This window comes from Neisseria sp. RH3002v2g, from assembly GCF_014596425.2.
GTDB lineage: Bacteria > Pseudomonadota > Gammaproteobacteria > Burkholderiales > Neisseriaceae > Neisseria.
The window spans coordinates 804,278-816,099 of the sequence record NZ_CP110721.1; the positions used below are offsets into that span (position 1 = coordinate 804,278).

Genomic DNA, 11,822 nt, shown 5'->3' on the forward strand with positions numbered 1-11,822 from the left:
TTTTTCATTGACGTTTAAGATTCTTGAGACGGAGTATCTTCAGCTTCTACCACTTGGTTTTCGGCTGCATCGGTTTCTAAAGGGGCTTCATCTTCGGCCTCTTCAGCCACGCGTTCCAAGCTGACCAAGGTTTCGCCTTCATCCAGATTAATCAGGCGGACACCTGCGGCAGCACGGCCGGTCTCGCGGATTTGCTCAACTTTGGTACGAATCAGGACGCCGCCGCTAGTAATCAACATCAGGTCGTCGGTTTCGCTGACCAAAGTCGCGGCAACCAAATCGCCGTTGCGCTCGCCAGTATTGATGGCGATATTGCCTTGGCCGCCTTTGTTTTTACGGCTGTAATCGGCAATCGGGGTACGTTTGCCATAGCCGTTGGCGGTAGCGGTCAATACTTGCAAATCACTTTGCTCGGCTTCGGGTGCGAAGGTAATCAGGCTGACAATCTTGCCATCGGCCGGCAGGCGCATACCGCGCAGGCCGCCGCTGCCGCGACCGGACGGACGGACACCGTGTTTGCCGCTTGGCAATGCGTTTTCGGCATTTTCATCATCCAGGCCGTCTGAATCTTCGTTTTCGGTTTCGATATCGGCATCTTCTGCATCATCGTTACCGGATTTTTCCCAATATTCGTTAAAGCGGATGGCTTTGCCCAAGTTGGAGAACAACATAATATCGTCCGCACCGCCGGTTTGCGCTGCGCCGACCAAGTAATCGCCTTCTTTAAGCGCGATGGCTTTGATGCCTTGGCTGCGGACGTTTTTAAACGCAGACAGCTGGACTTTTTTCACCATGCCTTGTGCGGTGGCGAAGAAGACGTATTGGTCTTCCGGGAACTCGCGGACGGCCAAGATGGCGCTGACTTTTTCGCCCTCTTCCAATTGGATGACGTTGTTAATCGGACGGCCACGGCTGTTACGGCCGCCTTCCGGCAGTTTGTAAACCTTAATCCAGTGGCACTTGCCCAAATTGGTGAAGCACATCAAATAATCATGCGTATTGGCAACGAACAAGGTTTCGATAAAGTCTTCGTCTTTGGTGGCCGCTGCCTGTTTACCGCGGCCGCCGCGACGCTGCGCCTGATAATCAGTTGTCGGCTGGGTTTTGATATAGCCGCCATGAGTCAGGGTAACGACCATTTCGCGTTGCGGAATCAGGTCTTCATCGGCGATATCACCGCCAAACGGATTGATTTCGCTGCGACGCTCGTCGCCGAAGTTGGCTTTAATGTCTGCCAATTCTTCGCGGATGATTTGGGTAACGCGCTCTGGTTTGGAAAGAATATCCACGAAATCAATGATTTTACCCATCAGATTTTTATATTCACCGACAATTTCTTCCTGATCAAGGCCGGTCAGGTTGCGCAGGCTCATGCGCAGGATGGCATCGGCTTGCAATTCGCTCAGGTAATAGCCTTGGCTGTGCAGACCCAAATTCTCTGGCAAGCCTTCAGGGCGCATCATTTGCAGGTCCAAATCCGTACGGCTGAGCATATCTTCAACCAAGCTGCTGCGCCATGGGCGGGACAGCAGTTTTTCTTTGGCTTCCGGCGCATTGGCAGATTCTTTAATCAGACGGATGATTTCGTCGATGTTGGACAAGGCCACCGCTTTACCTTCGGCAATATGGCCTTCATGACGCGCTTTTTTCAGGCGGAACAAAGTACGGCGGGTAACGACTTCGCGACGGTGGCGCAGGAATTCTGACAGGATTTGTTTCAGGTTCAGCAAACGCGGCTGGCCGTCAACCAAGGCCACCATGTTGATACCGAAGCTGTCTTGCAGCTGGGTCAGTTTGTAGAGTTGGTTCAAAACGACTTCGGCATTTTCATTGCGTTTCAATTCAATCACGACGCGCATACCGGATTTGTCGGACTCGTCGCGCAGGTCGGATACGCCTTCCAGCGTTTTTTCGCGTACCAATTCGCCGATTTTCTCAACCAGCTTGGCTTTGTTTACTTGATATGGGATTTCATCGATTACAATGGCTTCGCGCTCGCCGTTTTTGCCGATAGGCTCGATATGGGTTTTACCGCGCATGACCACGCGGCCGCGGCCGGTTTTATAGCCTTCGCGCACGCCGCTCAATCCGTAAATAATCGCGCCGGTTGGAAAATCGGGCGCTTGGATAATGTTAATCAGCTCGTCGATTTCTGTTTCAGGCTCATCCAACAAGCGCAGGCAGGCATTGATGGTATCGCCCAAATTGTGCGGCGGGATATTGGTTGCCATACCGACGGCAATACCGGACGAACCGTTTACCAACAGCGCAGGGAAACGGGTCGGCAATACCAGCGGCTCATGTTCGCTGCCATCATAGTTGGGGCCGAAATTGACGGTTTCTTCTTCAATATCCGCCAGCATTTCATGAGAAATTTTTTCCATGCGGATTTCGGTATAACGCATGGCTGCTGCGGCCAATCCGTCAACGGAACCGAAGTTGCCCTGACCGTCGATCAGTACATAACGCATGGAAAAATCTTGCGCCATGCGGACGATGGTATCGTAAACGGCCGTATCGCCGTGGGGATGGTATTTACCGATAACGTCGCCGACGATACGTGCCGATTTCTTATAGGCGGCGTTCCAGTTGTTTTTCAACTCGTGCATCGCGTACAACACGCGGCGGTGTACCGGCTTGAGACCGTCGCGGACATCCGGCAGGGCTCGACCCACAATCACGCTCATGGCGTAATCGAGGTAGCTCTTGCGCATTTCGTCTTCGAGGCTGACAGGCAGGGTTTCGAGTGCAAATTTATGGTCGTTGCGGATGGTTGCGTCGGTCATGATTATCTGTAATTTCTTATGGCAAAAATCTTGTTGATTCTACCACAAAACAAGCGGTTTATGGCTTTTGCGTGAAGGCCGTCTGAAACAGGGTTTCAGACGGCCTCTATTCTTTCTAAGCAATCATTTAAAGGCTGCAAGAAACTTCATTGGACGCCTGAAGGCTCAACGCTTTGCGTTTTTTGGCCTTTTCATAACGGCAGCGTTGGCGCGGTGTATTGATTTCCAATGGCGGCACGGCAACCGGCTTGCCGTCTTCTACGGCAACCATGGTGAAGTAGCAGCTGTTGGTATGGCGCACTTCGCCGGTGCGGATGTTTTGCGCTTCTACACGGATGCCGACTTCCATAGAGGTGCGGCCGGTGTAGTTGATGCTGGCGTAAAAGGTTACCAGTTCGCCGACATGGATAGGCTCTTTAAACAAAACTTTATCGACAGACAAGGTAACGCAGTAGTTGCCGCTGTATCGGCTGGCGCAGGAATAAGCGACTTGGTCGAGCAGGCGCAATAATTCGCCGCCGTGGACGTTGCCGCTGAAATTTGCCGTATCCGGCATCATCAGCTCGGACATGATGAGTTCGTGAGAAGGAAGTTGGCGTGCTTGTTCCATAGTTTGACCTCTTGAAGTGGTTTGTTTTTAAGGCCGCCTGTTATTTCAGACGGCATGTTTTGTAGGAATTTTGATTCTACCGTTTTTGAGTGGAAAAATTCAATCTGGCGCACCTGATCATAGCCATTTTCTACGGGAGAAGAAAACCAACAGGCAGATAATGATGCACAGCATCACACCCAAAACCATGAAATAGCCGTGATGCCAATGCAGCTCGGGCATATTGTCGAAGTTCATGCCGTAGATGCCGGTGATGACGGTCAGCGGCATGAAGATGATGGTAATAACCGTCAACACGCGCATTTGCTGGTTCATGCGGTTGGATTGGAAGGAAAGATAAATGTCCATCATGCTCAACACCATATCTCGAGAGGCATCAAGCGATTCGATAAGCTGCATATTGTGGTCGTACACATCGCGCAGATAAACGGTTGATTCTCCTTTGAAAATGGCGAAATCGCCGCGCACGGCCAGTTGGTAAAACACATCACGCAAGGGCAAAAGCGTTCGGCGCAGGCGGACGGCATCGCGCTTGAGGCGGTGAATCTTACTGAGAATATCGCTGTTTTCATTTTTAAACAGGGATTTGTCTATGACTTCGACGCGGTTGTTGTACTCTTCCAGGACGATAAAATAGTCGTCCACAATACGGTCGAGCAGGCAATAAGCAAGAAACGCCGTATTTTTGTTCAAAATATTGTGCGGATTCTCGTGCATCTTCCGGCGAAGATGGCTGAATAAGCCCAGCGGTTTTTGTTGGAAAGACAACACAAAATCTTTGCCGATAATCACATACACTTGGTCGGAATGGAGCTTGCCTGTGGTGGTGTAATGGTAAACCTGTGCGGCAGTAAACACATAGTTGCCGTAGTCTTCGATTTTCGGGCGCTGCTTGCGGCTGAGAATGTCTTCAATAACCAGCTCATGGATGCCGTAAGGCTCAAGCGCGTGTTTGAGCAAAGCAGCATCATTGATGCCGACAAAATGCAGCCAGTTGATTTGGCCTTCTTGCGGGCGTGCAATATCGGGCAAAGCCTTTCCGGCAAGATAATCATGCTGAACAAAGGTATCGGCGGAATATAAGGTTTGGTGGATGGCAGAACGCGGCGCATTGTCCGTGTTGCTGCGCTGCATGGCCTGCTCTTGCAGATTGTCGTTTGTCTCAACAGGATTGGCTGGTTTATTCATAAAAAGAAATCATGTTTATTGGTTTGAATGGATTGTACAGACATAAAAGGCCGTCTGAAAACTGATTTTCAGACGGCCTGATGACATTGATTAATGTTTTATTAGGCTTGAGGCGCTGTTTGTTCCAACTCTAATGCGGCAGCGAGCAAGGACAAGCGTGCCATTACGCCGTAAACGTAGAGGCGGTTGTGTTCGTTGTCCACGTCGCAGTCTTTTTCGGAGCGTGGCATACCGAGCGAATCCCATTGTTCGAATACGCGTTTGCAGGCTTCGGGCGCTTCTTGGGAATTGTCGCCGCTGCCGGTGGGGATGCTGTTGGACAGCGGGACGAATACCATGCCGCCGGCGTTGAGGTTTTCGTCCGCGCCGCGTCCTTCGTGTACACGGAAGAAGCCGCCGATGACGAAACGGTCCATCATATAAACGACAGGTTCGCTGACGGCGCCGTTCATGGTTTCATAGGTATAAATACCTTCTTGGACAATGACTTCTCTGACTTCCAAACCTTCTTTGACTTTCGCCATTTTATTGCGGTTTTTACGGTTCAATCCGCGCACTTCATCGGCGGATTTGACACTCATCACGCCCATGCCGTAAGTGCCTGCGTCGGCTTTGACAATCACGAAAGGTTGGTCGGTAATACCCAATTCATCGTATTTGGCTTGAATTTTTGCCAGCACGCGCTCTACCGCGCCTGCTAACGCGTCCTCGCCTTCGCGCTCTTGGAAATCCAAACCGCTGATTTTTTCAAAATAAGGATTGATTTGCCATTCGTCGATATCAATCAGCTTGGCAAATTCGGCGGCAACTTGGTTGTACGCGCCGAAATGCTCAGTTTTACGGCGAGTCGTCCAACCGCCGTGCAGCGGAGGCAATACGGTTTGGCTGATGCCTTTGAGAATATCGGGAACGCCGGCGGACAAGTCGTTATTCAACAAAACAACGCAAGGCGAAAAACCGTCGGCAAGGTGGACGCGCTCACGGGTACGCAATAAAGGCTCAAGCAGGATTTTGTTGCCCAAGGCAGTTTCAAACTCAGTCGGCTCGGTAACTTCCGGATTCAGGCTGCCCAAACGGACTTCATACCCTGCCGAACGCAAAATCTCGCTGAGTGCGTAAACGTTTTGAAGATAGAATGTGTTGCGTGTGTGGTTTTCAGGAATAATCAATACGGATTTTGCCGTTTCACAGGCGCGCTGTACCGCATCTTGCGCGGCAATCGCCGCCAGCGGGATGAAGTTTGGATTCAAATTATTGAAGCCGCCCGGAAACAAATTCATATCAATAGATGAAATTTTGTAACCGGCATTGCGGATGTCAACCGAACCATAAAACGGCGGACGGTGTTCGTTCCAATGCGAACGAAACCATGCTTCGATTTTGGCATGATTGGCAAGAATTTTTCTCTCGAATTCCTGAAATTGAATCAGGTACTCAGGAGCCAGAACCGGTAATTTCATTCTCTATACCTCTTGGTAAATGTGGATATTAAGTGAGAATGATAGAACTTTTTAGTGCATTTCGACAAGCATTCTTTCAGATAAAATGCATCTTTTTGTCAACAATTCTACAATTTGTCTAATTTTCAATAAGAATTTTTGAAACTTTACGACAAATTTTAAAAATTGGACAAATTTCTATTGCGCAGCCCCTATAAAAAGCCTAAAATCCGCCCATAAACACAAACCATCATTCATACTTACCAATTAGCAAAGAAACTCATCATGAGCGCACAAACCCTTTACGATAAACTTTGGAACAGCCACGTCGTCCGCGAAGAAGAAGACGGCACTGTCCTGCTTTACATCGACCGTCATTTGGTTCACGAAGTTACCAGCCCGCAGGCATTTGAAGGCTTGAAAATGGCCGGCCGCAAACTCTGGCGTATCGACAGCGTGGTTTCCACCGCCGACCACAATACCCCGACCGGCGACTGGGACAAAGGTATCCAAGACCCGATTTCCAAACTGCAAGTCGATACTTTGGACAAAAACATCAAAGAGTTTGGCGCACTCGCCTACTTCCCGTTCATGGATAAAGGTCAAGGCATTGTGCACGTCATGGGCCCGGAACAAGGTGCCACCCTGCCCGGCATGACCGTCGTTTGCGGCGACTCGCACACCTCTACCCACGGCGCATTCGGTGCATTGGCTCACGGTATCGGCACTTCCGAAGTCGAACATACCATGGCAACCCAGTGCATTACCGCGAAAAAATCCAAATCCATGCTGATTTCCGTTGAAGGCCGTCTGAAACCCGGTGTTACCGCTAAAGACGTAGCGCTTTATATCATCGGTCAAATCGGTACGGCCGGCGGTACAGGCTACGCCATCGAGTTTGGCGGAGAAGCCATCCGCAGTCTTTCCATGGAAGGCCGCATGACCTTGTGCAATATGGCGATTGAAGCCGGTGCGCGCTCAGGCATGGTTGCCGTCGATCAAACCACCATCGACTATGTAAAAGGCAAACCTTTCGCACCTAAAGGCGAAGCATGGGACAAAGCCGTCGAATACTGGCGCACGCTGGTGTCTGACGAAGGCGCAGTTTTTGATAAGGAATACCACTTCAAAGCCGAAGACATCGAGCCTCAAGTAACCTGGGGCACATCGCCTGAAATGGTTTTGGACATCAACGGCAAAGTACCTAATCCTGCCGAAGAAACCGATCCAGTCAAACGCAGTGGCATGGAACGCGCCCTTGAATACATGGGCTTGGAAGCGGGTACGCCATTGAACGAAATCCCTGTCGATATCGTCTTTATCGGTTCTTGTACCAACAGCCGTATCGAAGATTTGCGTGAAGCCGCCGCTATCGCCAAAGGCCGCAAAAAAGCGGACAATGTACAACGCGTGTTAATCGTTCCCGGCTCCGGCTTAGTTAAAGAACAAGCCGAAAAAGAAGGCTTGGACAAAATTTTCATCGATGCCGGCTTCGAATGGCGCGAACCTGGCTGCTCGATGTGCCTCGCCATGAACGCCGACCGCCTAACCCCGGGACAGCGTTGCGCCTCCACTTCCAACCGTAACTTCGAAGGCCGTCAAGGCAATGGCGGACGCACCCACCTCGTCAGCCCGGCTATGGCAGCCGCAGCCGCGGTAACCGGCCGGTTTACCGACATCCGCACTATGGCTTAAAACATGTTCAGACGGCCTTTATTCATCAGGCCGTCTGAAACAATACATTGCCCAATTAAGTTTTCCCATTGCGCAAAACGTTTGAAAACCTTCTCAATCAATCGATACCTTGAAAGGAATCTACTATGAAAAAACTGTTTGCATTGGCTGCCACAGCCTTCATCCTGACCGCTTGTTCCAGCACTTGGTCCGGCGCAAAAGACGATACCAACCGCAACTGGGATAAAACCAAAGAAACTGCAGAACGTGTAGCCGACAAAACCAAAGAAACCGCAGAACGCGTAGCCGATAAAACTGAAGAAGCCGTTAAAAAAGGCGGCAATGCAGTAGGCCGCGGCGTCAGCCATGTCGGCAACAAAATTGAAGCAGCTACCGAATAATTCGGTAAGGTGGGCCGTCTGATCCTCCTGAATCCGTTTCAGACGGCCTGTTTCCCTACTATTCAGACATCCTAAGATTCCCTGCGAAAGAAGAAGCAATGAGTAATCCGTCAAGCTGGTTCGGCATCCATGCTCAAGATTTGGATCGCGCCAAGGCCTTTTACGAATCCGTATTTGACAAGCCCTTGCAAGACGTTGGCGGCAACGGATTCCGTTTCATCATTTTTCCGGCCGATTACACACAACACGGCACGGCGGGCATGATTTGGCATGACAGCAATGCCCAACCCGGCCACGGTGGAACGACCATTTTCTTCAATTGCCCGGATTGTGCCGAAACCGCAGAAAAAGCCGTTGCAGCAGGCGGCAAGCTTTTACAAGAAAAATTCCGCATTGCCAACGGCTTTGCCGCATTTATCGAAGATACAGAAGGCAACCGAATCGGTTTGCACAGCACGCGCTAAGCCGAATAGCCATAAAATTTCCCATTATTACTATAAGAATCTGACATGAAAGCCTTTACCAAAATTACCGCCATCGTCGCCCCGCTCGACCGCAGCAATGTCGATACCGACGCCATCATCCCCAAACAATTTTTAAAATCCATCAAACGCAGCGGCTTCGGCCCTAATGCCTTTGACGAATGGCGTTACCTCGACCACGGCGAACCGGGCATGGATAACAGCAAACGCCCGTTGAATCCGGATTTCTCCCTGAACCAGCCACGCTATCAAGGCGCGCAAATCCTGTTGACGCGCAAAAACTTCGGCTGCGGCTCTTCACGCGAACACGCCCCTTGGGCATTGGACGACTACGGCTTCCGCGCCATCATTGCCCCCAGCTTTGCCGACATCTTCTTCAACAACTGCTACAAAAACGGCCTTTTACCCATCGTTTTGACCGAAGAACAGGTTGACCAGCTTTTCAAAGAAGTTGAAGCCAACGAAGGCTATCAACTCTCCATCGACCTTGCCGAGCAAACCCTGACCACCCCTAGCGGCGAAACATTCACATTCGACATTACCGAACACCGCAAACACTGCCTCTTAAACGGCTTGGACGAAATCGGCCTGACCCTTCAACACGCCGATGAAATCCGCGATTTCGAAGAAAAACGCCGCCAAAGCCAGCCTTGGCTGTTTAACGGTTGATATACCAAAGGCCGTCTGAAAAATTTAAGTGTTTCAGACGGCCTTTAATCTACACAAATATATTATGATTACCGACACCATAAGCAATGCCACCCGCTATGCTGCCCTGCATCCCGACTTTGCCGAGGCCTTCCATCTGTTGCAGACCCTAGATTTTGCCAAGCTGCCGGACGGCCAAGTGCCGTGCGAAAATCCCAATATCCGTATTTTTATCGGTAGCGAGCCGATGAGGACTCAAGGCGAAGCCCGGCCCGAAGCACACTTAAAACACATTGATATTCAAACGCCAATTGATAGCAGCGAAACGTATGGCTGGATAGACAGAGGCCGTCTGAAAAACGGTTTAGGCTACAACGAAAAGCGCGATATTGAATTTTTCGACTGCAAGCCGGAAACTTGGCTGACCTTGGAGCCCGGCGAATTTGCGCTATTTTTCCCGAATGATGCGCATGCCCCATTGGTCGGCGACAGAGCAAACATACGCAAAGTTGTTTTTAAAATCCGTGTTGAAACCGAACGTCTATAATATTTCAGACAGCCTTATCCCCTTATTCAGGACACAATATGTCTTTTTTCAGCAAGTTGTTCCGCTCCAAACCTAAATTAATGACTTGGCAGGAATTTGTCGAATACTTTGCCCATCGCATCCAAGAAGAATTGGATCTTGAGGTGAAAATCGACTGGGGCGAAAATATTGCTTCTTCGCCTATTATTGTCCAGTTTTCCGAAGACGATGAAGCGTCATTCAGTACTTATTTGAGCAACCATTACACAAGTTATCTGCAAAATCCCGAGGCCTTGGAGGCTATTGTTGCTGCCAATTTAGCGGTTATCGATAAGATTCAAGACGCTGATGCCAGTGTTTCAGCACAACAAATTCTTCCGACAATTAAAAATACGATTTATCTGGAAAACGTCAGACTGATTACAAATACGGACGAAGGCGAGCCTGCCGATTACCTGGTATACAAACCGATTGCCGGCGATATCATGTTGCTTTACATGGTGGATACGGACGAATCCATGCATACGCTCAATCGTGAGCATATGAAAGAGGCCGGTATTGAAGATGAAGACGCTTTGTATCGTACCGCCATGGATAATCTGCGCCAACGGATGAATGGACGTGTCCAAATTCATCATGCCGAAGGTTGGTCATTGACTCAAATCCATTTGGACAACGACTATGATGCTTCCCTGATTTTGCTTTTGGACGAAGTACTTAAAGACGATCCTATGCTGCCGGCCAACCCTGTTTTTGCAGTCCCGGCACGCAACGCCCTGCTCGTTTGCAGCCCGTCCGATGAAGAGGCTTTGCAGGCGATGGTAAATATCGCCCTACAGGCATTTGAAGACTCAGCCTACGCGATTTCTACCCAGCTTTACCAGTACCATAATGGTACAATCAGCGTTTTCAGAACAAATTGATTTAAGGCCGTCTGAAAAACAGACGACCTGCCCTTTACCTAAAACCTTCCCATAAGGAAACCCGAAATGACCAAACATATCGCTATCTTGCGCGGCGACGGCATCGGCCCTGAAATCGTTGCAGAAACCGTCCGCGTACTCGACAAACTTATCGAACAAGGTTTGGATGTCAGCTACGAATACGCGCCTTTGGGCGGCGAAGCCTATGACGAATACGGCCATCCTTATCCAGAATTCACGCAAAACCTTTGCCGTAAAGCCGATGCGGTCCTGCTTGGTGCAGTCGGTTCTCCTCAATACGACAATCTCGACCGTCCGCTGCGTCCTGAGCGCGGCTTGTTGGCCATCCGTAAAGACTTGAATCTGTTTGCCAACCTGCGCCCTGCCATCCTTTATCCCGAGCTGGCGAACGCTTCCACTCTGAAACCGGAAATCGTAGCCGGCCTCGACATCCTTATCGTACGCGAACTGACCGGCGATATTTACTTTGGCGAGCCGCGCGGCATCCGTGTTTTGGAAAACGGCGAACGCGAAGGCTACAACACCATGAAATACAGCGAAAGCGAAATCCGCCGTATTGCCCACGTTGCCTTCCAATCCGCCCAAAAACGCAGCAAAAAAGTCTGCTCCGTAGGCAAAGCCAACGTTTTGGAAACCACCGAACTGTGGCGCGAAATCTTTGAGGAAATCGGCAAGCAATATCCTGATGTCGAGCTTTCCCATATGTATGTCGACAATGCAGCCATGCAGTTGGTGCGCGCGCCTAAACAATTTGACGTGATTGCCACCGGCAACATCTTCGGCGACATCCTCTCTGACGAAGCCTCCATGCTGACCGGCTCCATCGGTATGTTGCCTTCCGCTTCATTGGACGAAAACGGCAAAGGCTTGTACGAACCGTCCCACGGCTCTGCTCCTGACATTGCCGGTCAAAACAAAGCCAATCCGCTGGCGACCGTATTGTCTCTTGCCATGTTGCTGCGTTACAGCCTGAACGACGAAGCACGCGCGCAACAAGTTGAAAACGCCGTACAAAAAGTACTGCAACAAGGCTTGCGTACCGGCGACATTTACGAAGAAGGTACCAAACTAGTTTCCTGCTCAGAAATGGGCGATGCCGTATTGGCCGCTTTGTAAGAGGCCGT

At 50.3% G+C, this 11,822-nt stretch carries 11 protein-coding genes; 7 read left to right on the top strand and 4 right to left on the bottom strand.

Features of this window, described 5'->3' with window-relative positions; all coding sequences use genetic code 11:
• Positions 1 to 14: 14 nt before the first annotated feature.
• From gyrA to gshA, 4 genes are all read right to left on the bottom strand, one after another.
• Complete coding sequence (gyrA, locus tag BBP27_RS03830) at positions 15 to 2,786, bottom strand: DNA gyrase subunit A (RefSeq protein ID WP_188212004.1); 2,772 nt, start codon at positions 2,784 to 2,786, stop codon at positions 15 to 17.
• Between the two features lie 127 nt (positions 2,787 to 2,913).
• Positions 2,914 to 3,396 carry an acyl-CoA thioesterase gene (locus tag BBP27_RS03835; RefSeq protein WP_003746615.1) on the bottom strand — a complete coding sequence of 161 codons (483 nt, stop codon included), beginning with the start codon at positions 3,394 to 3,396 and terminating at the stop codon, positions 2,914 to 2,916.
• 117 nt (positions 3,397 to 3,513) lie between these two features.
• Entirely contained in the window at positions 3,514 to 4,584 is a 1,071-nt protein-coding gene (gene corA / locus BBP27_RS03840) for a magnesium/cobalt transporter CorA (RefSeq protein WP_188212003.1), read from the bottom strand.
• A gap of 101 nt (positions 4,585 to 4,685) precedes the next feature.
• Positions 4,686 to 6,044 carry a glutamate--cysteine ligase gene (gene gshA / locus BBP27_RS03845; protein WP_188212002.1) on the bottom strand — a complete coding sequence of 453 codons (1,359 nt, stop codon included), beginning with the start codon at positions 6,042 to 6,044 and terminating at the stop codon, positions 4,686 to 4,688.
• 264 nt (positions 6,045 to 6,308) lie between these two features.
• Here gshA and leuC point away from each other — a divergent pair, with 264 nt between their 5' ends.
• The 7 genes from leuC to leuB all read left to right on the top strand — a co-directional run bounded on the left by leuC (position 6,309) and on the right by leuB (position 11,814).
• Positions 6,309 to 7,718, top strand: a complete 1,410-nt coding sequence (gene leuC, locus BBP27_RS03850) for a 3-isopropylmalate dehydratase large subunit (protein ID WP_188212001.1) — start codon at positions 6,309 to 6,311, stop codon at positions 7,716 to 7,718.
• Between the two features lie 125 nt (positions 7,719 to 7,843).
• The gene (locus BBP27_RS03855; protein WP_188212000.1) at positions 7,844 to 8,098 is read left to right on the top strand and encodes a hypothetical protein; all 255 of its coding nucleotides are present in this window, start codon (positions 7,844 to 7,846) and stop codon (positions 8,096 to 8,098) included.
• Positions 8,099 to 8,196: 98 nt separating this feature from the next.
• Positions 8,197 to 8,562: a VOC family protein gene (locus BBP27_RS03860; RefSeq protein ID WP_049349466.1), complete on the top strand. Its 366-nt coding sequence runs from the start codon at positions 8,197 to 8,199 to the stop codon at positions 8,560 to 8,562.
• A 45-nt stretch (positions 8,563 to 8,607) separates the two neighbouring features.
• Positions 8,608 to 9,249, top strand: coding sequence for a 3-isopropylmalate dehydratase small subunit (gene leuD / locus BBP27_RS03865; RefSeq protein ID WP_049322418.1), 642 nt, complete (start codon positions 8,608 to 8,610; stop codon positions 9,247 to 9,249).
• A 64-nt stretch (positions 9,250 to 9,313) separates the two neighbouring features.
• Positions 9,314 to 9,775 (top strand): NanQ anomerase/TabA/YiaL family protein, encoded by a 462-nt coding sequence (locus tag BBP27_RS03870; protein WP_188211999.1) that lies wholly within the window; start codon positions 9,314 to 9,316, stop codon positions 9,773 to 9,775.
• A 38-nt stretch (positions 9,776 to 9,813) separates the two neighbouring features.
• Positions 9,814 to 10,677, top strand: a complete 864-nt coding sequence (locus BBP27_RS03875; protein WP_188211998.1) for a DUF1444 family protein — start codon at positions 9,814 to 9,816, stop codon at positions 10,675 to 10,677.
• Between the two features lie 66 nt (positions 10,678 to 10,743).
• Positions 10,744 to 11,814 (top strand): 3-isopropylmalate dehydrogenase, encoded by a 1,071-nt coding sequence (gene leuB, locus BBP27_RS03880; RefSeq protein ID WP_036490965.1) that lies wholly within the window; start codon positions 10,744 to 10,746, stop codon positions 11,812 to 11,814.
• Positions 11,815 to 11,822 lie beyond the last annotated feature (8 nt).